Below are 21944 nucleotides of genomic sequence, written 5' to 3' on the forward strand. Positions count from 1 at the left end.
GTGTCCGTGCCTGTCCTGGGGTGTGAGCGGGACCGCTCAGCCGAGGGTGGCCGTGAGCTGGGCGACGAACTCGTCGAGCGCGTAGGGGATGCTCAGGACGGTCGGTGCGGACGTCGCCATGGCGTAGTCCATGCCGACGACGCGGATCACGCGGTCGTCGACGACCGAGGGCAGCGCCGCGAACAGCGGGTTGCCCAGGAGGGTGTCGTAGACCGTCTCGTCGACGTCGATGAGGATGAACGCGTCGGCGTCGAGCGTGGGGATGAGCTCCGAGCTGACCGAGACCGACGACGCGTCCTCGGCGCCGCAGACGGTGAGCGTGCCGGGGGACGGCGCGAGCCCGATCTGCGTCAGCAGCTCGATGCGCGGGTCCGAGGGGCAGAAGACGATGAGGCCGCCCTCGCCGTTCATCGCGTACGTGATGGTCTTGCCCTGGAGCTCGGGGTGGGCCGCGGCCGTCTCGGCGACCGTGGTCCCGACACCCTCGACGAGCTCGTCGGCCTTGGCCGGCTGCCCCAGGGCCGCCCCGATCATCGTGGTCTGGTCCTGCCACGACGTCTCCCAGGCGGAGCCCGGGAACGCGACGGTCGGGGCGATCTCGGAGAGACGCTCGTAGGCCGTGTCGGTGATGCCCGAGTAGACCGCGACGATCACGTCGGGACGCAGGGCCGCGATCTGCTCGAACGGGACGTCGGGGTTGCTCGTGAGCAGCTCGGGCGTGGCGCCCTCGAAGGTCTCGGTGAGCCACGGCAGGATGTCGTCCTCGATGCCGGGTCCGGTGAACCTCTCGATGCCCACAGGGACCTTGCCGAACGCGACGACCGCGTCCTGGCTGCTCCAGCCGATCGTCACGACGCGCTGGGGCTCGGCCTCGATCGTCGTCGAGCCGTACGTGTGCTCGATCTCGACCGGGAACGCGTCGGCCTCGGCGAGGTGCGTCGCGGCGACGTCGGCTCCGCCCGCGGGGGCCGGCGTCGAGCCGTCGGTCCCTCCCGTCGAGCAGGCCGCGAGCGCGGCCAGGGTCGTGAGCGCCGCGACGGCGCCCAGGAGACGGCGCCGGGGAGCGGCGCGACGGCGGGTGGTGCTCGGGGTCATGAAGGGTCCTCCGTCGGGCGTCTCGCAGTGCGACTCGACGCCCGCTAGTTAGATGAGCCTAGCCTTAGTTGGCGGGACGAAGGTGAGGCTAACCCGGGCGGGATCGAGAAATCCTGCCAGGGATGACCGATTTCCCGCCACGGTCAGCGGCCGGGCGCTCCGAGCAGGCGCACGTACGCGGCAGGCGACATGCCCGTGGTGCGACGGAAGACCGTGACGAACGTGCTCGGGCTCGAGTAGCCGACCTCGCGGGCGACCTCGCGGACCGGGCGGCCCTCGGCGAGCAGCACGAGTGCTGCCCCCGTGCGCGCGAGGATGCGCCACTGCGCGAACGACAGCCCCGTCTCCTCGACGAAGCGCCGCATGAACGTGCGTGGGCTCATGCCCACGTCGGAGGCCCAGGCGTCGAGCGACCGGCCGTCCCCGGGGGTCGCGAGCAGCCGCTCGGCGACGTGCAGCAGGTCGGCCTCGCGCGGCATGCGCAGCTCGATGCTCGCCACGGGCAGCGGCAGCATCTGCTCGACCGCGAGCGCCTGGAGGCTGTGCCGGCTGGCATCCTGCATCACGGCCGTCGCGTCGTGCAGGAGCAGCTCGCGCAGCAGGGCGCTGACCGGGACCCCGACGACGCTCTCCCACCGTGGCGCGACCTGGTCGGGGTTCAGATAGGTCGCGTAGAGAGTCACGTCCGGATCGGCCCGGACCCTGTGCCGGGTCCCCGCGGGAAGCCAGATCCCCAGGGTCGGCGGGACCAGCCACCGTCTGCCCATGGCCTCGACGTCGAGCGGGCCGCCCTCGCCCCAGACGAGCTCGTGCTCGTAGTGGACCTCGTCGGGCCACTCGCGCGCGTGGCCCGGCTCGTACACGTTGGTCGCGAGGCTCCACGGGGCGGCCACCATCCGGCCCTCGGGCGCCCGGTAGGGCACCGCGGGCTCCTCGGTGAACGACGGAGCACCCCAGATGCGGATGCTCCCGGGGTGCTCGTCGATCGTCATGGGCAGGACGTTACCTTCCGTGCCGGCGCACCCGGTCGACCGGCTCGGCCGACCGGTGGCTGACCGCTCAGCCGGCCGGCTGCTCGCTCATCCAGGCGTCGCTCGCGCGCTGCACGTCCTCGGCCGTGACCGAGTCGTCGACCGTCGTGAAGTACCACCGGTGCCCGAACGGGCAGCGCACCGCAGCCTGGCGGAAGCCCGCGAACCAGTCCGCGGGCTCGGCCGTGCTCGTCGCGCCCGCGGCGATCGCGCGGGCGTACGCGGCGTCGGTGTCCGGGACGGGCACCGTGAACGACACGGGCGTCGGACCCTCGGGGTCCGGAGCCACCGACCCCGCGCCCGGGAACTCCTGGGCGACCGTGAACGTCGAGTACCCGGACGCCGTGGGCAGACGCAGGTCGGAGTGGATGATCGCGTCGCCGACCGTGATGACGTCGTCGACCTCGGCGCCGAACGCCGCGGTGTAGAAGTCGATCGCGGCCCGCGCGTCGGAGACGGCGAGGTTCGGGTGCAGGGCTGACATGTCCATGGTTCCTCCAGTGGTCGGTGGGGGTGCACGTCGGGGTGCTTCATATCCATCGTCGTGTCGGTGCGGGGTGGCAGTCTTGGAGGAATGCGACACGAACCCGCGGGCGCCGGCAGCGCGCCGAGCGGTCGCGACGGCCAGCGCGGCCCTCGCGTCCCGTCCACCACGTACGGCGTCGTGGACCCGGCGGCCGCGCGCCGGGCCTTCGCGCTCGAGCGCCTGCCCGCCCCGGCCGACCTCGCGGACCGCGTCGACTGGTTCTGGCTCGTGCGCTGGGACCTGCCGGTCGGGGAGTCGTTCACCCAGACCGTGATCCCGCACCCGTGCGTCAACCTCGTCGCCGAGCCGAGCGGCTTCGCGGCCCACGGCATCCCCGACGGGTTGTTCGACCGCACGCTGCTCGGGTCGGGCGTCGTCGTCGCCGCGAAGCTGCGCCCCGGCGCGCTGGTCGTGGCGCGCGGGACGTCCGTGCCGGCGTCGGGCGTCCTGGGGCCCGGGGCGGACGAGGCGGGGGAGCGCGCCCTCGCGCTCGCCGGGCGCGGCCAGGACGAGGCTGCGGTCGGCGTCCTCGCGGACCTCCTGCGCGACCGGCTCGCGCCGGACCCCGCGCTGCCCCAGGTCTCCCGCGTGCTCGACGCCGCGACGTCGGGCGAGCTCGGGCCGCACGCCCGCGTCGCCGACCTCGCGCGCGTCGCGGGTACCAGCACGCGCAGCCTCCAGCGTCTCCTCGGCGAGCGCGTCGGCGTCGGGCCCAAGTGGGTCCTGCAGCGCCACCGCGTCCACCTCGCGGCCGAGCGCCTGGCCGCCGACCCCGGGCAGGACCTCGCGGCGCTCGCGGTCGACGTCGGCTACTACGACCAGGCGCACCTCGCTGTGGACTTCGTCTCCGTGACGGGTCACACCCCCGGCGCGTACGCCCGACGGTGCGCGGAATCGCGGGCCCGGTTGCTCGAGCTCGTGTCCACCTGACCGGACCGGACACACCCCGAGGGGCCCGGTGTCGGGCGCCCGCTGCCCCTCGGGACCGGCGGGACCTACACTCTGTACGTGGCAGGTCTGATCCGACGCGAGGACGTCGACGCGGTGCGCGAACGCGCGAGGATCGACGAGATCGTGTCCTCGCACGTGACCCTCAAGCCCGCCGGTGTCGGTTCGCTCAAGGGGCTGTGCCCCTTCCACGACGAGCGCTCCCCGTCCTTCCACGTCCGCCCCCAGGTGGGGCGCTGGCACTGCTTCGGCTGCAACGAGGGCGGCGACGTCATCTCCTTCGTGCAGAAGATCGACGGCATGACGTTCACCGAGGCCGTCGAGTACCTGGCCGACCGCGTGGGCGTCCAGCTCCGGTACGAGGAGGGCGGCGGCCCGCGCAGGACCGAGGAGCCCGGCAAGCGTCAGCGCCTGCTCGAGGCTCACCGCGTGGCCTCGCAGTACTTCTCCGAGCAGCTCTTCGCACCCGGCGCCACGGTCGCGCGCACGTTCCTGGCCGAGCGCAGCTTCGACCGCTCGGACGCCGAGCGCTTCGGCGTCGGGTTCGCGCCGACGGGCTGGGACTCGCTCCTGCGCCACCTGCGCGGGCGTGGCTTCACCGAGGCGGAGCTGATCGCGTCGGGCCTCATGAGCCAGGGCCAGCGCGGCATCTACGACCGCTTCCGCGGCCGCCTCGTGTGGCCCATCCGCGACGTCACGGGCGAGACCATCGGGTTCGGCGCGCGCAAGCTCTTCGACGAGGACCAGGGCCCCAAGTACCTCAACACCCCGGAGACCACGCTCTACAAGAAGTCCCAGGTGCTCTACGGGATCGACCTCGCCAAGCGCGAGATCGCCAAGAACAAGCGCGTCGTGGTCGTCGAGGGGTACACCGACGTCATGGCCGCGCACCTGTCGGGCGTCACGACGGCCGTCGCGACGTGCGGCACGGCGTTCGGCACCGACCACGCGCGCATCGTGCGCCGGCTGCTGGGGGACACGACCGCGGGCGGCGGGCTCCAGCTCGCGTCGGGCGCGTCGCTCGGGGGAGAGGTCGTCTTCACGTTCGACGGCGACGCCGCCGGTCAGAAGGCCGCCGTCCGCGCGTTCGGCGAGGACCAGCGCTTCTACGCCCAGACGTTCGTCGCCGTCGAGCCCAGCGGCATGGACCCGTGCGAGCTGCGCATGGCGCGCGGCCCGGAGGGCGTGCGGGCCCTCGTGGACGGGCGACAGCCCCTGTTCGAGTTCGTCATCCGCACGTCGCTCGCCACGTTCGACCTCGACACGGCCGAGGGGCGCGTGGCTGCGCTGCGTGCGGCGGCGCCGGTCGTCGCGGGCATCCGCGACACGGCCCTGCGGCCCGAGTACGCGCGCATGCTCGCGGGCTGGATCGGGATGGACTCGGAGTCGGTGCGGCGGGCGGTCGCGGCGGCGGGGAAGGCGGGCGTCCCGCAGACTCTGCCGGCCCCGGTCCGCCCGCTCGCTCCCACGCCCGACGACGGAGCGTCCGCGGCGCCGTCGGGCCCGGTCTTCTCTCCGCCGGACCCGCGCGACCCTGTGGCGCGCCTCGAGCGTCAGGCGCTCGTGGTCGCGCTCCAGTACCCGCAGTACGTGCCCGCCGAGGAGTTCGACGCGTTCTCCGAGACGGCGTTCGCGACCCCGGCCTGGCGTGCCGTGCACGACGCGATCCGGGCTGCCGGAGGCATGGCGGGGGCCGCCGCCCACCCCGCGGGGCAGTGGGTCGAGCACGTGATCGAGCAGGCCCCCGAGACCGTGCGCGGCATCGTCAACCAGCTCGCGGTCGCCCCCTTGCCCGAGGACCGCGAGAACGTCATCCAGGGGTACGTCCAGGGCGTCGTGAAGGCGTTCGTGGACCTGGGGCTCACGCGTCGCGTCGCCGACGCCAAGAGCCGCCTGCAACGCCTCGACCCCGCCGCGGACCCCGACGCCTACGGGGCGGCGTTCGCCGAGCTGCTGGCCGTCGAGCGGGACCGCCGGGAGCTGCGCGAACGCGTCTGAGGCACGTGCTCGACCGGGCGGCGCCGTCCCCGGGGTGGATCCCCGCTCCCTGGCGTCCGTCGTGTCGTACGACGGGTTCGCGAGCTGTGGACGACCGACGTGGGGTGCCGGGACCGGACCACCATGTCCCGTGCCGTCGCGGTGCCCGTCATCGCCCGAAGTGCCGCTTCACCGGCAGGGGCGTGAGGCGAGGCGTGCAGGTCCTGAGCATGGTTCCGGTCAGGTGCGACGAGGGTCACATCGCGGCACATGGGCCTGCGGGGTGCCTGAGCGCGAGCTGCGCGCAGCAGGCATGCAGAAGGCCCCTGATCCGCGTCTCCGCAGATCAGGGGCCTCGTGTGCTGCTCCCGCGGTAGGACTTGAACCTACGACCGTCCGATTAACAGTCGGATGCTCTGCCAGCTGAGCTACGCGGGACCGCTCACCCACCGATCTTCACCGGTTGGGCGACCGGGGAAAACTCTATCAGCATCAGAGGGGTAGTCCGGACATCGATCGGAGCCGGTCCTCCGCAGCGTCGATCACAGCCCGCGTCCGGGGTTCTTCCAGGTCCACGCCGGCCTCGGCGACGACCTGGGAGAAGAGCGAGCCGTCGCTGTCGCGGCGCACGGCGACCTTGGCCGAGCGTCCTCCGCCCAGCGTCACGACCTCCGCGAGCACCACCGACGACTGCACCCGTTCGCGGACCGTCTGCGCGAGCGCGGTGCGCCGGACGTCGGCGAGGCGCAGGACCAGGGGAGCGGCGCCGTCGACCCACTCGACCGTGATCGACGCGGTGGCCGGGTCGTAGCCGGCCTTGTCGACGTCGCACCACGGGCGCGAGGTGGCGTCGTCTCCGGTCGTGGCCAGGACGGTGCGGGTCGCGACGGCCCACGCCCCGTCGACGAGCTGCGCAGAAGCGAGCACCGCGTCCTTCGGGGCGAGGCGCAGGGACCTGCGGGCGTCGTCGGGCAGGGAGCTACGGGCGAACAGAGCCATGCCAGACACGGTACTGCCCACGCGCCCGTACGGCGCCCGCCTGCCGGTACGCTTGTCCGCCGAGGGGCAGTAGCTCAGTCGGTCAGAGCATCGGACTCATAATCCGCCGGTCGTGGGTTCAAGCCCCACCTGCCCTACCTTGCGATCGCTGGAAAAACTCGGGGTTGGCTACACCGGGGGTGTAGCCACAACCGTAGCCACCTTCGAACCTGCGCACGCCGGACCCGTAGGGCGCGCCACCCTTCGCCCACCAGGCGTGGGTCAGGCCGGTGCCGCACGTCGGGGAGGGCGGGTCCCCCGCTCATGACGAGAAGCCCCGCCCTCCGAAGAGGGCGGGGCTTCGTCGTGCTGGGGGTCAGCCCGCCTCGGGCGAACCGGCGATGCCGGTGCGGACCTGGCGGATGCTGGGCTGGCTCTGGAGCCAGCTCGCGATCTCGGACTCGCCCGGAGCGCGTCCGAGGAACTCCTGGTAGGCGGCGATCACCGTGGCGGACTCGGCGCGTCCGCTGAGGAAGGTGTCGACCACCTGGGCCCCGGTCCTCGCGCCGGTCGCGGCGCTGATGGTCCAGTCGTCGAGCTCGCGGGCGGCGCCCTCGCGCCCCAGGTAGCGTCGGTACAGTGCCTCGATGAGTCCTCGCATGTCGTCCTCCTGGACGGTGGGGGCCGGCTCGGGGTCCGGCGTGGGGGTGGGGTTGGGGTTGGGTGCCGGAGGTGTGCCGACGCCCAGGTTCACGCCGCGGGCGGCGAAGAACGGGATGGGGTCCTGGGGGCCGCCCAGTCGGGTCTCGATGTGCAGGTGCGGCCCGGTGGAGTTGCCGGTCGAGCCGATCGTGCCGATCTGCTGACCGGCGGCGACGTGTGCGCCGGTGGCGACGTGGCGGGCGGTCATGTGCAGGTACCAGGTCTCGATGCCGCCGGGGTGGGCGATCTTGACCATGTTCCCGCCCCCGGTGTCGAAGGCGGAGAACGTGACCGTTCCTGCGGTGGCGGCCCAGATCGGCGCGCCGGGCGGCGCCCCGATGTCGGTGCCTGCGTGAAGCCGGACGACGCCGGTGACGGGATTCTTGCGCATCCCGAACCTGGACGTGATGGGTCCTACTGCGGGGTTCACCCACATGGAAGGACTCCTTTCTGTTGTGCGGATCAGGTCGTGGACCGACCTGGAGGTGTTGCTCGACGCGGGGTGACGCGATCGAGGAGGCGTTGTCGTCGACCGTGTGCAGCACGGCGCCGCCCGCTCGGTCCTGCTCAAGCTCCAGGGCTAGATGGGTCTTTCTCTAGCCCTGGAACTTGATGTCGATCACGCGCCGGGCCCCCACGAGTCCTCGCGCCCGGGGGCGCGAGCCTGGGGACGACGAAGCCCCGCCCCCTGGCAGGGGCGGGGCTTCGTCTCCGGGGGGTCAGGCGAAGGACGCCGCGAAGGCGTTGAACTGCTCGTTGGTGACCCCGAGCGACGGCAGGGTCTGGGTGAGCGTGACGTACATGTCCCAGCCGATGACGGGCGCCGACTTGCCGCCCGAGACGACGATCGCCGCGTTGTTCGACTTGTTGAGAATGACTACCATGTTGTCCTCCTGGACGTCAGGCACCGGCTCGGGGTCCGGTGTGGGGGTGGGGTTGGTGGTGGGGGTGCCGGAGCCGAGCGTGACGCCTCTGGCGGTCATGAAGGGGACGGGGTTCTGGGGGTTGCCGTTGACCCGGGTCTCGAAGTGCAGGTGCGGCCCGGTCGAGTTGCCGGTCGAGCCGATCGTGCCGATCTGCTGACCCGTGGCGACCTGTGCGCCGACGGTGACGTGGCGGGCGGTCATGTGCAGGTACCAGGTCTCGATGCCGCCGGGGTGGGCGATCTTGACCATGTTCCCGCCCCCGGTCTGAAAGCCGGAGAACGTGACCGTTCCTGCGGTGGCGGCCCAGATCGGCGCGCCGGACGGCGCCCCGATGTCGGTGCCGGAGTGGAGCCGGTACACACCGTCCGTCGGACTCGTGCGCATGCCGAATCCGGAGGTGATGCGACCGACTGCAGGGTTCACCCACATGTGAGCTCCTTTCTGTTGTGCGGACCGGGTCGAGGGGTCGACCCGGACGGGGGTCCGGCGACGTGGTCAGGCACGGTCGCGCGGTGTGGTGCTGGACTCGGGCGACGCGTCGGCGGGACGGAGCGCGCCCGTGCGTCGCCCGGCGTAGCTCGGACTCCGGGCGGAGCCGAGGACGATGCGCGTGAGCCATTCGGGGACGTGGGCCTCGACCCCTCGCCAGGCGATGTACCAGGCACTGACGATCAGGGCCGTGACGGCGCTGACCGCGAGGTCGGACGTCAGGAGGTCGACGAGCTCAGGGGGTAGCACGACGAGGGTCAGCAGCCAGGTGACTGCCGCCCCCCACAGGACGGGGACGACGGTGCGCAGATAGCTGACCGCACGGTCGGTCCGAGGTCGGACGGTGGCCATGGCGCCACCGTCACCGGTTGAGGTAGCGGTTGGACGCGATGGCGAAGCCCTCGGTCGTCACGCCGACCACGGGGACGCCTGCGCGCTGGAAGGAGGCGTAGTCCGGGCCGAGGACGGCGGAGCCGACGCCCCCCAGCACGAGCATCACGGCGCCGGTCGAGTTGTCACGGATGAGCAGCATGTCGTCCTCCTGGACGGGTAGTCGGGTGGGGATGGGTGGGATCGCGGCGAGGATGCCGGGAATCTGTGCGATGCGAGCGTCGCCGGGGCAGGTCTTGCCGACGGAGGTGGAGTAGTACATGCCCCCGTCGACTCGGTAGCCCGGCCGGAACGGGGGAGAGGACTCCACCCCCAGGCGGTGCCAGGACAGGCCGCGGGAGCTCGCTCCGATGCGGGAGTCGGTGGCCAGCCGGGTCGGGATGGTCGGGTGCGTCTGGATGATCCACGTGGACAGGGCCTTGAGGGCCGCGACCTGTGCGGCCGTCCACGGCGGAGGCTGACCGGTCGTCCAGAGGCGTCCGTAGCCGTCCCAGGACTCGATCGAGATCGTCGCGTCGTTGCCCTCGTAGTCGGCGGCGGAGTAGTAGTCGGTGTCGATGTACTGCTCGACGGTCCCGTCCTCGGCCACGTAGAAGTGCGAGCAGGGTCGACCGGGTGGAGAGAAGTACGGGTAGAGGGACGACGCATCGGTGACGGCCGTGTGGAAGTTGATGCGGTTGCGGACGAAGGCGCGGACGTTCTCCGTGTTCGCGTGCGGGATCAGGCGCTGTACTGCGCCTGGGTAGACGGGCATGGACTCCTCCTTGCGTGACGAAGGCCCCGACGCGTTCGCGTGCGGGGCCGATGGGTGTGTGGACAGGGGGGTGGGGTCAGGGCGCGCCAGGGACGACGCGCACGAGCGTGAGCAGGACCGCCAGGAGCGACCCGAGCCCGACGATCGAGGACACGACGACCGAGGCGATGGTCCAGCCCGAGGTCCCGGCACGGGTGCCGGCAGCGGCGTTCTTCTCGAGCTCGCCGATGCTCACGGAGTGGGCGGCGGCGGTGCGGTCGGAGGCGTCGAGGCGGCGTGCGTGCTCCTCGAGGCGCGCGGTCTGCACCGCGAGAGCGGCGTCCACCTTGCCTTCGAGGCGGGCGAGGGTCACGGGGACCGATTCGGCCTGCTGCTGTTCGGGTGTGCTCATGGTCGTTCGACGCCGTACGCCCCGCGGGCTGTGCAGCTCCACCGCATGGTGCGCCTCCTCGGCAGGTCGGTGTATCAGGACGGGGGCAGGGGGTCCGCGCCGTTCGTCGCGGCGGTGAGTCTCACGACGGCCTCGGCCGTGGCGATCCAGTCCGCGCGGCGGCGCGGACCGAGGTCCTCCCAGCGCCGGTAGGTGTCGGTCGTGTGCCTGGCGTACGTCAGTGCGGCCACGGCTTCGACCAGCGTGGCGCCGTCGGGAGGGGCGAGGGCTCTTCCCTCGCGGTCGAGCGTGATGCCGAGGTGCCCGGCGATCGCGGGGACGGCGTTGGACAGGACGTAGAGGCGGTCGGCGTCGAGATACGGATCGGGTCGGGTCATGGCGGGGCTCCTGGTCGGTCGGTGGGCGCGGCGGGTCGGCGCGGGAGCGTGCAGCGTGGCGGGGGCGGGCGATCGCCAGGACGAGCGGTCATGACGCCGCGCGCTCGGCCGGGGTCCGGCCGCCGTACATCCCGAAGCGCAGGGCTCCGGGGCCGTCGGACTCGGCTGCCGAAGCCTCGGCGAGACAGGGCGCGCTGACGGGGCAGTCCCCGCAGATGCGGCGCGCCTGGTCGTAGGCGGACGGGAGCTCGGAGTACGGGTGCCAGGGGTCGCCCTGCAGCTCGTGGTCCCAGCCTCGGCACGCTGCGTCGAGGCGCCACTCGACGCCCTCACGGGTCGCGAGCCGGCTCGTCGGTCGGGTGAGTGACGTGGCGCGCAGGTCGATCATCGGTCTTCTCCTCGTCTCGTGGCCGCGCACGCTCGGTGGGGCCGTCGGTCGTCGGTGCTCGTCGTCCCGGTGCGTCCGGGGCCGTGGAGCGGGTGGTGTGAAGGGCCCGGCACGGGACGTGGCCGTCCGTGACGGGCCGCGACGAGCCGTCGCGCGAAGGGCCGTGACGGCGAGCTGGGTGGGGGCTGGTCCGGGTGACGGCGCGCAGGACGTACCTACGAGCCGCGCGTCACGTTCCTGACTGCCGTCTCGCCTGTCGGGTCGTGGTAGCCGAGGACCGAGCGCAGCAGGTCGTCGGGGTCGACGTGCTGCATCTGCTCGGCGCGTCGGTGGATCTTGAGCGCGAGCCGCTGCGTCCTGCTGCGTCCCAGGTCGATGCTGTTCTCGGCGGCGAACGTCCGGATCCGTTGTTCCCACCCGGTGCGGGTGATGGGCATGGCGACGACTCCTGGTCTCTTCGTCCGTGGCGAACCTCGGAGCGGGGGTGGGAGGAGGGCTCAGGCTGCGGCCGAGACGTCCCGGACGGTCGAGAGAGCCAGGGCCGTGGAGCCGAGTGCGGTCGCGAGCGCCTTGATCTCGCGGACCGTGAAGTTGCCGTGGCGGTTGAGCTTGCGGTCGAGCGAGGTCCGGGGGATGCCCGACGACGCGGCGAGCGCGACCGTCGACAACCCGATCTCCCGTCGCGCCGCCTCGATGTTGGCGGCCACTGCGGATGCGTAGTGGTTGCTGTCCATAACGGCAACAGTACTGCCCGAATGGACAGTGTGCAAGGTGGCGACTGCTCCACTTTCGGCAGTAGGGCTGCCAGATCGAACGTGTAGCATGCCCGTATGGACATCAACGAGGCAACGGCGCGTGCAATCGCTGCGGAGCGCGCGATCAGCGGGATGACCGTGCGCGAGCTGGCTGCCCGGGCCGGGATCCCCGAGCGCTCGCTCATGCGCGTGCTCCAGGCCGAGCGCGAGATCAAGGTCGTCCAGGTGGCGCAGCTCGCCGAGGCGTTCGAGATCTACCCCCACGAGATCATCGAGCGCGCGGAGGTCATCCTCGCCCGTGCAGAGAAGGAGCGGCCGGCACCCGGCGCGTCCGTGCACGCGTTCCCCGCGCGGACCGAGGCCCGTGGTACTACGGTCACCGAGCCGGGAGTCATCGCGGCGATGGAGGACTACGACGGAGAGGACCTGGTGGCCGAGATGGAGAGCCACGAGGAGCAACCGTAGGAGCGTGGAGATGTACGACCTGATCGAGCACGCGCAGTCGTTGGGGCTGGAGGTGCTGTTCGACGACCTGGGGGCGCGGCATGCCCATCTCCGTGAGGACGGCGTCGTGGTCATCAACGACGGCCGGTCGTACCTGCTGCAGCGCGCTGCGCTGGCGCACGAGTGCGGGCACCACGTGCACTGCCACGTGCACATGGTCGGTGCTCGCGAGTCCAGGCAGGAGCGGCAGGCCGACGAGTACGCCGCGAACCTGCTCTTCGGGCCGGGGGAGTACGCCCAGGCCGAGCACATGTACGGACCCGACGTGACCCTGATCGCGCGCGAGCTCGGAGTCCCCGCGCGGATGATCCACGCCTGGCGTCGAGCGTGGCGGGCGAACGCGCACCGCGTCCCGCGGGGGTTCACCGCGTTCGGCTGACGTTCCGGGCCGAGAATCCGGGCGACCGCCTACGTCGACCATGGCACCCTGGGGCGCATGATCTCCAGCGCCCCCTTCCCGAGCCCGTCCACCGCGACGTGCTCCTGATCGACGACCTCCGGGTGTTTCGTCAGGATCTGCGGGTCGCGGCGCGCGATCATCTCGACGTGGACCCCATGCTGTACGAGGCCGCGACGCGCCCGGGCCGCACGACTGACGTCGGGTGCGCGGCGCGGCTCGTCGGCGAGCCCGACGGCGTCCCAGGTCTCACGCTCGAGCAGCGCGGCCCGGCCCGCACTCCTCGCCACCTTCTCGTCGCGCGCCGAGACGTCTCGTGGCGTTCCCTGGGAGACATGACCGTGCAGACTCGCCGCGTCTACGCAGACCCCACGCCCGACGACGGCTACCGCGTCCTGGTCGACCGGCTCTGGCCGCGCGGTCTGAGCAAGGAGCGCGCCCGGGTGGACCGGTGGCTCAAGGACGTGGCACCGTCGACCGGGCTACGGACCTGGTTCCACCACGACCGCGCCCTGTTCGACGAGTTCGCGGCGCGCTACCGCGCCGAGCTCGACCAGAACCCGGCCGTCGACGAGCTGCGCTCGATCATCGCCGTCCACCCGGTCGTCACGCTGCTCTACGGGTCCCAGGACGAGCAGGACAACCAGGCCGGGGTGCTGCGTGACCACCTGGCCGCGGCGGACCGACGGGCGTCCGATCCCTGACGGGCGCGAGCCTCGGTGAGGTCGAGACCGCGGGGCGGGGTCGCCGCGACCGTCGGCGCGACCGCTGTCCCGTTCTCGGTGCGGCCGACCTGAGCCTCGAGGCACCGTGCGGCCGTGCTCAGGGCACCGCCAGCAGGCGACGCGCGGCAAAACACCCGATACCTCCCGGTAGACCGGATCGTCCCGTTCAACGAGCGAACGGCTCAGGGTCGTGTCAGGATTCCACCTCCGTCGACTCGAAGGAGACCCACCCGTGCCTACCGGTACCAACCGCACCACGTCAGGGACCGCCCAGCGGCTCCAGCAGAGCAAGGGCCTGCGGGTCCTCGCCCGCACCGGCTACGCCGTCAGCGGGCTGCTGCACATCATGATCGGGATCATCGCCCTCCGGATCGCGACAGGCTCCGGCGGTGGACAGGCGAGCGAGACCGGCGCCCTCCAGGAGATCGCCGGGACGACCGGCGGAGAGTTCGTCCTCTGGTTCGCGGTCGTCGCCTTCGTCGCGCTGGGCCTCTGGCAGATCCTCGAGGCGATCGCCGGCACGAGCGGGAACGTGAAGGACCGCAAGGCATACCGCGCCAAGTCGGCGGGCAAGGCCGTCGTCTACCTCGCGCTCGCCGTGCTGACGTTCAAGGTCGTGAGCGGCTCGGGCAGCGGCGGGCAGCAGGACAGCCTCACCGCCTCGCTCCTCGCGAATGGCGCAGGCCGAGTCCTCGTCGGTGCGGTCGGGATCGGCATCGTCGTGGCCGGCGCCTACCACGTGGTCAAGGGCTGGAGGAAGCGCTTCCTCCAGGACCTCGAGGGCAACGCCGGCGGCCAGGTCGGCCACGCCGTCGTCGTCCTCGGACGGGTCGGCTACATCGCGAAGGGGATCGCGCTCGGTGTGCTCGGTGCGCTCGTCGTGGCTGCCGCCGTGACTGCCGACCCTGCGAAGGCGAGCGGCCTGGACGCCGCACTCCGGACCATCGGCGAGCAGCCCTTCGGTGCCTTCCTGCTGGCCGCGACGGGCGTCGGCTTCGCCGCCTACGGCGTCTACTCGTTCGCCCGTGCCCGGTACGCACGGATGTGAGACGGCACGGGGCGTCATGGAAGAATGGCGCCCATGGCGATGAGAGAGATCCGAGTGATCCCGGACCCCGTGCTCCGCACCCCGTGCGACGAGATCACCACCATCGACGACGGGGTGCGCTCGCTCGTCGCTGACCTGGTCGAGACCGTCGACCAGGAGGGCCGGGCCGGCCTCGCCGCCAACCAGATCGGCGTCAACCTGCGAGCCTTCTCGTGGAACATCGAGGACGAGATCGGCTACATCCTCAACCCGAGGATCGTCGAGCTCTCCGAGCGGATCCAGGACGGTGACGAGGGGTGCCTGTCGGTGCCCGGCCTCTGGTACCCGACGCGGCGCGCCTGGTACGCGAGGGTCGTGGGCATCGACCTCGACGGCAAGGAGATCACGGTCGAAGGGACCGAGCTCATGGCGCGCTGCCTCCAGCACGAGACCGACCACCTCGACGGCATGCTGTACCTCGATCGCCTGGACCGTGCGGTCCGCAAGAAGGCCATGCGGGAGATGCGCGCCCAGCTCTGAGGCGCACCTCGGTGTCCCCTCGTCACCCCGGCCCAGCGCCGCGGCGACGGGGGGAATGCCGCGTCGTCCCGGACGGTCACGGCTGTCGGGGAGCGTGAGCGCATAGGGGGAGAAGCGCGTCGGCCGGCGCAGGCACAGTGGGATGAAATCTGCGATGGGGAGTCCTCCCCTCGCGATCCGCTCCACTCTCAGGCAAGATATGGCTCGTATACCGCTGGTTGATCAGGCATGATGATCCACCCCTGGTGAGGACGTTGGGGAAGACGAAACCTCGACCTAGGGAGGAACGACATGACTGGTGCCATCACACGCGGTGTTCTCTTCGTGCACTCGGCGCCCCGGGCGCTGAGCCCGCACCTCGAGTGGGCTGCCGGGAACGTCCTGGGCGTGCGCGTCACGCTGGACTGGACCGAGCAGCCCGCTGCGCGAGACCTCTACCGGGCGGAGCTCGCCTGGCAGGGAGCACAGGGGACGGGTGCGCGTCTTGCCTCGGCGCTGCGCGGCTGGTCCCACCTGCGCTACGAGGTCACGGAGGACGCGAGCCACGGGGCCGACGGTGCCCGCTGGTCCCACACCCCTGACCTCGGGATCTTCCACGCCGTGACGGACGTGCACGGCAACGTCATGATCCCCGAGGACCGGGTGCGTGCCGCGCTCGAGGTCGCGCACGACAACCGCGCCATGCGCGAGGCGCTGCACCTGGCCCTCGGCAAGGCGTGGGACGACGAGCTCGAGCCCTTCCGTCACGCGGGCGAGGACTCGAACGTGCGCTGGCTCCACCGCGTGGGCTGATCTCACGTCGCCCCCACGGGGCCCCGGTGGCCTCACGGTCGCCCGATGCCTGCCGGCTACTAGGAACCGGCAGGCATCGCGCGTCTAGGGTCCGGACGGCGCGGAGCCGTCCGGACCGTCGGACCGGGGGCTGGGGACGGCGCCGACGGGCTGGAGGTCGCCCGTGCGGGCAGCGGGGACGGTCGGTGGCTCCGCGGGGGAGGTGGCCGGGCGCCGCCGGGCACGGTCCCACCAGCGTCGGAGCACGGGGGCCAGACGGCGTTCGACGGCCTGGTAGGTCACGTCCCGGATGAAGATGGCGTCGATGGCGATCATGGTCATCGAGAAGTACATGAGACCCATGAGCACCCCGATACCGAGGTGCATGCCCGTGATCGCGACGAGCGCGAGGATGCGGGTCGAGCGTCGCAGCAGCAGGAACGGGAAGAAGAGCTGCACGAACACCGCGCTGTAGCTGAGGATCGCGATCAGCACCCCGGACCGTCCCATGACCTCGGTCACCGCGGGCCAGGTCGAGAACTCGTCGAGCTGGAAGACGTAGTAGATCGCGGTCCCGTGCTGCCACATCCCACCCTGGATCTTGTACATGGCCGAGGCGACGTAGACCACGAAGATCTGGAACGCGATGAGCACGACCGCCCCGTTGTGCAGCAGGGTCGCGAGCCAGGCCCAGGACGCGAACCACGAGGGCTTGCCGGCCGCCTCGGCCGCGCGCCGCCGTCGGGCATCGAGGGACCACCGGCCCGACGTGTCCACGAAGACCATGTACAGCAGCACCATGCGCAGGAGCTGGATGCCGCCGTCACCGATGTACGCGTTGGTCCGGAACAGTGCGATGTACAGCACCAGCAGGACCGGGATCACGATGCGCGAGCGCCAGCCCAGGACCAGCAGCACCGCGAGGACGATCAGGGCCAGGTACTGCAGGTCGAACGCCCAGGGCGGGGCCGAGCCGTTGAAGAACGTGTCGAGCCAGGACGGGAACTCGTCGACCTCGACGCGTCCCTGCGCGAAGGTGCGCCCAGCCCCCCAGGCCAGGCTGCGGTCTCCCCAGTTGGCCGCGAGCTGCACCGCGATGATCAGGCCGAAGCCGATGCGCAGCACCGCGACCCCGTAGGACGCCTTGCGCGAGTCGAGCATCCAGGACTCGCCCGCGTTCCAGGTGTCGCGCAGCCAGCCGACGGCGCTCGTCCACAGGCCGGTCGTGCCCGTGGCGCCGGTGTCGCCGCTCATGAGACCCACCCTCCGAAGACGCCGCTGAACCCGGCCCGGGCCTCCGGGGTCACGGGCGACGGGTCGCGCCACCCCAGCCGGGTGAACTGCTCCTCGGGGCGCTGGATCCCCGGGGTGAGTCGTTGCTCGAACGCGACCACGCCCTGCGTCGACGTGCTCATCTGGACCGCCACGACCTCGCCGTCCGGCCACAGGTCCATGGCCGCGAGGGTGCCGAACTCGTACAGCGAGTCCTCCGAGAGCAGGTACGCGTCCATGCTGCTCACGCTCATGCCCGTCCCCAGGAGAGCCTTGGTGAGGTCCTGGCGACCGCTGTCGCCGTCGGCCGAGACGTGGTCCCCGTGGACCACGGCCTGCTGCTGGCCCTCCAGCGTGCTGTAGGACGTCGTGTAGAAGCGGTTCATGCTGACCGGGATCCGCCAGGTCCGCGTCGGCAGGATCTGGTGCCGCACCTGCTCGTTGAACACGTCCCCGAGGTTCGCCCACTCGGAGACGGTCTCCGTGCCGTCCGCGTCCTTGGTCGTCGCGCGCACCCACACACGCAGGTCGACCGACTGCGGGTCCGGCGCGAAGATCTGCCAGTTCTGCGCGAACAGCGGATACATGTGCTTGGACGTGACCGGGGAGGCCTTCTCGTTGATCGCCGACGTGGGCGCGGCCCAGAGGAACGTCGAGAACATGTGGAACGCGACGAGCGCGGCCACGACGACCAGGGCGGCGCGTTGTGCGACCGTGCGGGAACCCGCGGAGCTCACCGTGTACCTCCACATCGAGGACGGCCCGAACGACCGCGTTCGAGGAATGATAACCGGTGCTAACGATTCCACGGAACCCCGCGCCCGACGGGTCCGGGGTCCGCCGCGGGTCCCGGACCCGTGCCCGCACCGGTCCGCCCACGTCTCGGCGGCCTGCCCCGGGCACGACGACGCCCGGTGGCGCGAGGACCAGGTCCACCGCACCACCGGGCGTCGTCGGGTCCCGGGCGCTCGCGCCCGGGAGAGGGTCAGGCGTTCGTCACCACGAGGGCCACGTTGTGCCCGCCGAACCCGAACGAGTTGTTGATCGCGGCGATGTCGCCCGCGGGCAGCTCGGCCGGGACGTCGCGCACCAGGGGCACCTGGAGCTCGGGGTCCGGCTGCGCGACGTTGATCGTCGGGGGAGCCAGGCGCTCGTGCACGGCCTTGACCGTGAAGATGGTCTCGAGCGCGCCCGCACCACCCAGCAGGTGACCGGTCATGGACTTGGTCGCCGAGAGCAGGACGTGGTCCGCGTCGTCGCCCAGCACGGTCCGGATCGAGCGCGTCTCGGTGAGGTCGCCGACCTTGGTCGAGGTCGCGTGGGCGTTGACGTGCACGACGTCGCGCGCCTCGACCTTCGCCTCGGCGAGCGCACGGGTCATCGCCGCGACCTGCCCGCGACCCTCGGGGTCCGGGGAGGTGATGTGGTACGCGTCGGCCGACAGGCCCACGCCGCCGATCCGGGCGTAGACACGTGCCCCGCGCGCCGCGGCGTGCTCGGCGCTCTCCAGGACGACGATGCCCGCGCCCTCACCGATGACGAACCCGTCGCGGTCGACGTCGTAGGGACGCGACGCGCCCTGCGGGTCGTCGTTGCGCAGCGAGAGCGTGCGCGAGGCCGCGAACGCCGCGATCGGCATGGGGTGGATCGTGGCCTCGGTGCCGCCGGCCACGACGACGTCCGCACGGCCCGCACGGATCATGTCGATGCCGTAGCCGATGGCCTCGGCACCCGACGCGCAGGCGGAGACGAGCGCGTGCGCGCCGGCGCGGGCACCGAACTCGAGCGAGACGTACGCCGCGGGGGAGTTGGGCATGAGCATGGGGACCGTCATGGGCAGCATGCGCCGGGCGCCGCGCTCCTTGAGGGTGTCCCAGCCGTCGAGGGTCGTCCAGATGCCGCCGATGCCCGACGACACGACCGCGCCCAGGCGGTCGCCGTCGATCTCAGGGCTGCCCGCGTCCGCCCAGGCCTCGCGCGCCGCGATCATCGCGTACTGCGTCGAGGGGTCCATGCGCTTGGTCTCGGGGCGGGCGAGGACGTCCTCGGGCTTGACCTTGATCTGGGCGGCGAACGTCACCGGGATCTCGTAGCGCTCGGCCCAGTCGTTCTCGAGCGGGCTGACGCCGGACTGCCCGGCGAGGGCGGCGGCCCACGTGGAGGCCACGTCCCCACCGAGCGGCGTGGTGGCGCCGAGGCCGGTGACGACGACGTCGCGGAGGGAGGTCATGGCATCTCCAGGTGTCTGAGGGGGAAGAAGAGGGGGCGGGCAGGCCGGCGGTTCGTCGACCGCCGGCCCGCACCGGCCGGGTCCACAGGACCCGGCGCAGATCGCAGGATCAGGCCTGAGCGCCCGTGATGAAGGACACGGCGTCGCCGACGGTCGCGAGGTTCTTGACCTCTTCGTCGGGGATGCGGACGCCGAACTTGTCCTCGGCGTGCGTGACGATCGTCATCATCGACAGCGAGTCGATGTCGAGGTCGTCCGTGAAGGACTTCTCGGCGAGGACGGCGTCCGTGGGGAGGCCGGTCTCTTCGCTGACGATCTCCGCGAGTCCAGCGAGGACTTCCTGCTCGGTGTAAGCCATGGGGTTTCTCCTTGTGATGGGTGCCGGGGCCGTCCGGCACCGGGAACTTGCTGTGGAACAGTGAAAGGGTCGTGCGTCGTCCGCCCTGGCCGGCCTGCGGGGACCACGGGCCGGGGGACGGACAGGATGATTCTCCCCTACGGGAGGACGATCACCTGCGCCGCGTAGACGAGCCCGGCGCCGAACCCGATCTGCAGCGCGAGGTCTCCCGACCGCACCCTGCCCTCGGCGAGCAGTCGCTCGGTCGCCAGGGGGATCGAGGCGGCCGAGGTGTTGCCGGTCTCCGCGATGTCACGGCCGACCGCGACGGACTCGGGGAGGCCCAGCTGCTTGATCATCTGGTCGATGATGCGCATGTTGGCCTGGTGCGGGATGAACGCCTGGACGTCCTGCGCGGTCACACCGGCGGCGGCGAGCGCCTTCTCGGCGATCGGTGCCATCTGGAACGCGGCCCACCTGAAGACGGTCTGCCCGTCCTGGCGCAGGGTCGGCCACCCGAGCTCGGGGTTCTCGCGCAGGTCCGACCACGCGTGGGTCTGGCGGATCGCGGGAGCCTTGCCGCCGTCCGAGCCCCAGATCGTCGGGCCGATGCCCGGCGTGTCCGAGGGCCCGACGACCGCCGCGCCGGCGCCGTCGCCCAGCAGGAAGGAGATGGTGCGGTCCGTCGGGTCGACGAAGTCGCTCATCTTCTCCGCGCCCACGACGAGGACGTGCTGCGCGGCGCCCGAACGCACCAGGGCGTCGGCCTGGGCGATCCCGTACGCGTACCCCGCGCACGCGGCCGAGACGTCGTACGCCGCCGCGGGGGTCGCGCCGATCCGGTCCGCGAGCACCGCGGCCGCCGCGGGCGTCTGGTGGAAGTAGGTCGTGGTCGCGAACAGGACCGCGTCGACGTCGGCCCCCGTGAGGCCCGCGGCGGCGATCGCCTTGAGCGCGGCGCCCTCCGCCAGGTCGAGCACGTCGACCCCGGCGCCCGCACGACGGCGCGTGACGATGCCGGTCCGCTGACGGATCCACTCGTCCGAGGAGTCGATCGGCCCGGCGAGGTCGTCGTTCGTCACGACGTTCTCTCCCCGGACCCCGCCGATACCGAGGATGCGCGAGTACTCCGCGCCTGCGGCCTGGCGGATGGTCAGGGCGCTCACGCGGTGGTCTCCGCGGCGGGGGAGGGGGCGCCGCCGGCACCAGCGGTCGACGAGGCACCGCCCGCGTCGCTGTGACGCGCGATCAGGTCCCGCGCCTTGTCGACGTCGGCGGTCGACTTGACCGCCACGGTCTCGATGCCGGGGAGCGTGCGGCGCGCGAGGCCCGTGAGGACACCGCCCGGGGCGAGCTCGAGGATCGCGGTCACGCCGAGCGCCGCGAGCGTCTCCTGGCACAGGTCCCAGCGGACCGGGGCCGCGATCTGGGCCGTCAGGCGCGAGAGCACGTCCTCCTTGACCCCGAACAGGCCACCGGACTCCGCGCCCGAGATGGTCGCGTACGGGGCGCCGTCGGCGTTCGAGAGGAACGGCAGGCGCGGGTCCGTGGCGTCCCACCCGGCCGCGACCGGGGCGAACGCGTCGAGCGCGGGCTGCATGAACGGGGTGTGGAACGCGCCCGCGACCTGGAGCGGGATGACGCGTGCCTTGGCAGGTGGGTTGGCCCCCAGGGCCGTGATGCCCTCGAGCGAGCCCGCGGCGACGACCTGGCCACCACCGTTGACGTTCGCGGGCCACAGGCCCGCGGCCTCGATCGCCGCGAGGACCTCCTGGGGGTCACCACCCACGACGGCGGCCATGCCGGTCGGGGTCGCGGCGGCCGCCTCGGCCATGAAGCGGGCCCGGGCCGTCACGAGACCCACCGCGGCCGCGTCCTCGAACACGCCCGCGACGGCGGCGGCGGCGAACTCGCCGACCGAGTGACCAGCGGTGACGTCCGCGACCTCGCTCGCGTCCCGTCCCTCGAGGATCACGCGCAGCGCGATCAGCGAGGCCGACACGATGAGCGGCTGCGCCACCGCGGTGTCACGGATGGTGTCGGCGTCCGACTCGGTGCCGTGGGCACGCAGGTCGAGGCCGGACGCGGCGGAGAACGCGTCGAGCTGCGCGGGGACCCCGGGCAGCTCGAGCCAGGGGGCGAGCATTCCGGGGGACTGGGAGCCCTGTCCAGGGCACAAGACGGCTAGCACCCGTCAACTGTGTCAACCGGGTGACCCGGCGTGACGTCACGACGCGCACCAACCTTGTCCGGGCCGTTTGTACCGAACCTACAAGAGGCGCGGGATGGCGTCGTGCACCACGAGCGGTCGGCGCCCGCTCGTGCGCCCGGTCCGCACCCAGCACCGGGCCGGCCCGCACCCGGGCAGCGGCCCGGCCGCCCCCGGGGCGACGCCCGGTCACCCGCCGGGCCGG

At 72.0% G+C, this 21944-nt stretch carries 27 protein-coding genes and 2 tRNA genes; 9 read left to right on the forward strand and 20 right to left on the reverse strand.

What is annotated here, in order from left to right:
* Nucleotides 1-36: 36 nt before the first annotated feature.
* The 3 genes from JOD49_RS19230 to JOD49_RS19240 all read right to left on the reverse strand — a co-directional run bounded on the left by JOD49_RS19230 (nt 37) and on the right by JOD49_RS19240 (nt 2616).
* Nucleotides 37-1095, reverse strand: a complete 1059-nt coding sequence (locus tag JOD49_RS19230) for an iron-siderophore ABC transporter substrate-binding protein (protein WP_205308581.1) — start codon at nt 1093-1095, stop codon at nt 37-39.
* A 143-nt stretch (nt 1096-1238) separates the two neighbouring features.
* Nucleotides 1239-2087: a helix-turn-helix domain-containing protein gene (locus JOD49_RS19235; protein ID WP_205308582.1), complete on the reverse strand. Its 849-nt coding sequence runs from the start codon at nt 2085-2087 to the stop codon at nt 1239-1241.
* 67 nt (nt 2088-2154) lie between these two features.
* A complete protein-coding gene (locus JOD49_RS19240; RefSeq protein ID WP_205308583.1) occupies nt 2155-2616 on the reverse strand; it encodes a VOC family protein in 462 nt (153 codons plus the stop codon).
* Nucleotides 2617-2700: 84 nt separating this feature from the next.
* Between JOD49_RS19240 and JOD49_RS19245 the strand changes: the two genes are divergently transcribed.
* Nucleotides 2701-3582 carry an AraC family transcriptional regulator gene (locus JOD49_RS19245; RefSeq protein ID WP_205308584.1) on the forward strand — a complete coding sequence of 294 codons (882 nt, stop codon included), beginning with the start codon at nt 2701-2703 and terminating at the stop codon, nt 3580-3582.
* A 78-nt stretch (nt 3583-3660) separates the two neighbouring features.
* Nucleotides 3661-5598, forward strand: a complete 1938-nt coding sequence (gene dnaG, locus JOD49_RS19250) for a DNA primase (protein ID WP_205308585.1) — start codon at nt 3661-3663, stop codon at nt 5596-5598.
* Between the two features lie 344 nt (nt 5599-5942).
* Here the strand turns inward: dnaG and JOD49_RS19255 are convergent.
* A tRNA-Asn gene (locus JOD49_RS19255) sits at nt 5943-6015 on the reverse strand.
* 54 nt (nt 6016-6069) lie between these two features.
* A complete protein-coding gene (locus JOD49_RS19260) occupies nt 6070-6576 on the reverse strand; it encodes a hypothetical protein (RefSeq protein ID WP_205308586.1) in 507 nt (168 codons plus the stop codon).
* Between the two features lie 63 nt (nt 6577-6639).
* On the opposite strand from JOD49_RS19260, the gene JOD49_RS19265 reads away from it, so the two are divergent.
* Nucleotides 6640-6713, forward strand: a tRNA-Ile gene (locus JOD49_RS19265).
* Nucleotides 6714-6931: 218 nt separating this feature from the next.
* Here the strand turns inward: JOD49_RS19265 and JOD49_RS19270 are convergent.
* The 9 genes from JOD49_RS19270 to JOD49_RS19310 all read right to left on the reverse strand — a co-directional run bounded on the left by JOD49_RS19270 (nt 6932) and on the right by JOD49_RS19310 (nt 11706).
* A complete protein-coding gene (locus JOD49_RS19270) occupies nt 6932-7648 on the reverse strand; it encodes a M23 family metallopeptidase (RefSeq protein WP_205308587.1) in 717 nt (238 codons plus the stop codon).
* Between the two features lie 328 nt (nt 7649-7976).
* Complete coding sequence (locus tag JOD49_RS19275; protein WP_205308588.1) at nt 7977-8567, reverse strand: M23 family metallopeptidase; 591 nt, start codon at nt 8565-8567, stop codon at nt 7977-7979.
* A gap of 111 nt (nt 8568-8678) precedes the next feature.
* Nucleotides 8679-9023: a hypothetical protein gene (locus JOD49_RS19280; RefSeq protein ID WP_205308589.1), complete on the reverse strand. Its 345-nt coding sequence runs from the start codon at nt 9021-9023 to the stop codon at nt 8679-8681.
* Between the two features lie 10 nt (nt 9024-9033).
* Nucleotides 9034-9816, reverse strand: a complete 783-nt coding sequence (locus JOD49_RS19285; RefSeq protein WP_205308590.1) for a peptidoglycan recognition protein family protein — start codon at nt 9814-9816, stop codon at nt 9034-9036.
* A 76-nt stretch (nt 9817-9892) separates the two neighbouring features.
* On the reverse strand, nt 9893-10207 hold the full coding sequence (locus tag JOD49_RS19290) for a hypothetical protein (protein WP_205308591.1): 315 nt from the start codon (nt 10205-10207) through the stop codon (nt 9893-9895).
* A gap of 74 nt (nt 10208-10281) precedes the next feature.
* Nucleotides 10282-10584: a hypothetical protein gene (locus tag JOD49_RS19295; protein WP_205308592.1), complete on the reverse strand. Its 303-nt coding sequence runs from the start codon at nt 10582-10584 to the stop codon at nt 10282-10284.
* An 88-nt stretch (nt 10585-10672) separates the two neighbouring features.
* Nucleotides 10673-10972, reverse strand: a complete 300-nt coding sequence (locus JOD49_RS19300) for a WhiB family transcriptional regulator (RefSeq protein WP_205308593.1) — start codon at nt 10970-10972, stop codon at nt 10673-10675.
* 215 nt (nt 10973-11187) lie between these two features.
* The gene (locus JOD49_RS19305; protein WP_205308594.1) at nt 11188-11409 is read right to left on the reverse strand and encodes a hypothetical protein; all 222 of its coding nucleotides are present in this window, start codon (nt 11407-11409) and stop codon (nt 11188-11190) included.
* Nucleotides 11410-11469: 60 nt separating this feature from the next.
* Nucleotides 11470-11706, reverse strand: coding sequence for a helix-turn-helix domain-containing protein (locus JOD49_RS19310; RefSeq protein ID WP_205308595.1), 237 nt, complete (start codon nt 11704-11706; stop codon nt 11470-11472).
* Between the two features lie 96 nt (nt 11707-11802).
* Between JOD49_RS19310 and JOD49_RS19315 the strand changes: the two genes are divergently transcribed.
* From JOD49_RS19315 to JOD49_RS19340, 6 genes are all read left to right on the forward strand, one after another.
* The gene (locus JOD49_RS19315) at nt 11803-12192 is read left to right on the forward strand and encodes a helix-turn-helix domain-containing protein (RefSeq protein WP_205308596.1); all 390 of its coding nucleotides are present in this window, start codon (nt 11803-11805) and stop codon (nt 12190-12192) included.
* Between the two features lie 10 nt (nt 12193-12202).
* On the forward strand, nt 12203-12610 hold the full coding sequence (locus JOD49_RS19320) for an ImmA/IrrE family metallo-endopeptidase (RefSeq protein WP_239526844.1): 408 nt from the start codon (nt 12203-12205) through the stop codon (nt 12608-12610).
* Nucleotides 12611-12786: 176 nt separating this feature from the next.
* Nucleotides 12787-13332, forward strand: a complete 546-nt coding sequence (locus JOD49_RS19325) for a DUF488 domain-containing protein (RefSeq protein ID WP_307822706.1) — start codon at nt 12787-12789, stop codon at nt 13330-13332.
* A 253-nt stretch (nt 13333-13585) separates the two neighbouring features.
* A complete protein-coding gene (locus JOD49_RS19330) occupies nt 13586-14401 on the forward strand; it encodes a DUF1206 domain-containing protein (RefSeq protein WP_205308598.1) in 816 nt (271 codons plus the stop codon).
* A 33-nt stretch (nt 14402-14434) separates the two neighbouring features.
* Nucleotides 14435-14920 carry a peptide deformylase gene (gene def, locus JOD49_RS19335; protein WP_205308599.1) on the forward strand — a complete coding sequence of 162 codons (486 nt, stop codon included), beginning with the start codon at nt 14435-14437 and terminating at the stop codon, nt 14918-14920.
* A gap of 291 nt (nt 14921-15211) precedes the next feature.
* Nucleotides 15212-15712: a DUF3145 domain-containing protein gene (locus JOD49_RS19340; RefSeq protein WP_205308600.1), complete on the forward strand. Its 501-nt coding sequence runs from the start codon at nt 15212-15214 to the stop codon at nt 15710-15712.
* 84 nt (nt 15713-15796) lie between these two features.
* On the opposite strand, the gene JOD49_RS19345 is transcribed toward JOD49_RS19340, so the two are convergent.
* The 6 genes from JOD49_RS19345 to JOD49_RS19370 all read right to left on the reverse strand — a co-directional run bounded on the left by JOD49_RS19345 (nt 15797) and on the right by JOD49_RS19370 (nt 21721).
* Nucleotides 15797-16945, reverse strand: a complete 1149-nt coding sequence (locus JOD49_RS19345) for an HTTM domain-containing protein (protein ID WP_205308601.1) — start codon at nt 16943-16945, stop codon at nt 15797-15799.
* Nucleotides 16942-17700 carry a DUF5819 family protein gene (locus JOD49_RS19350; protein WP_205308602.1) on the reverse strand — a complete coding sequence of 253 codons (759 nt, stop codon included), beginning with the start codon at nt 17698-17700 and terminating at the stop codon, nt 16942-16944. The genes JOD49_RS19345 and JOD49_RS19350 overlap by 4 nt, the downstream gene beginning before the upstream one ends.
* A gap of 248 nt (nt 17701-17948) precedes the next feature.
* On the reverse strand, nt 17949-19193 hold the full coding sequence (gene fabF / locus JOD49_RS19355; protein WP_205308603.1) for a beta-ketoacyl-ACP synthase II: 1245 nt from the start codon (nt 19191-19193) through the stop codon (nt 17949-17951).
* Between the two features lie 109 nt (nt 19194-19302).
* Nucleotides 19303-19551, reverse strand: a complete 249-nt coding sequence (locus JOD49_RS19360; RefSeq protein WP_030151686.1) for an acyl carrier protein — start codon at nt 19549-19551, stop codon at nt 19303-19305.
* A gap of 137 nt (nt 19552-19688) precedes the next feature.
* On the reverse strand, nt 19689-20696 hold the full coding sequence (locus tag JOD49_RS19365) for a beta-ketoacyl-ACP synthase III (protein ID WP_205308604.1): 1008 nt from the start codon (nt 20694-20696) through the stop codon (nt 19689-19691).
* A complete protein-coding gene (locus tag JOD49_RS19370; RefSeq protein ID WP_205308605.1) occupies nt 20693-21721 on the reverse strand; it encodes an ACP S-malonyltransferase in 1029 nt (342 codons plus the stop codon). The genes JOD49_RS19365 and JOD49_RS19370 overlap by 4 nt, the downstream gene beginning before the upstream one ends.
* Nucleotides 21722-21944 lie beyond the last annotated feature (223 nt).

The organism is Oerskovia jenensis (genome assembly GCF_016907235.1).
GTDB classification, from domain to species: Bacteria; Actinomycetota; Actinomycetes; order Actinomycetales; family Cellulomonadaceae; genus Oerskovia; species Oerskovia jenensis.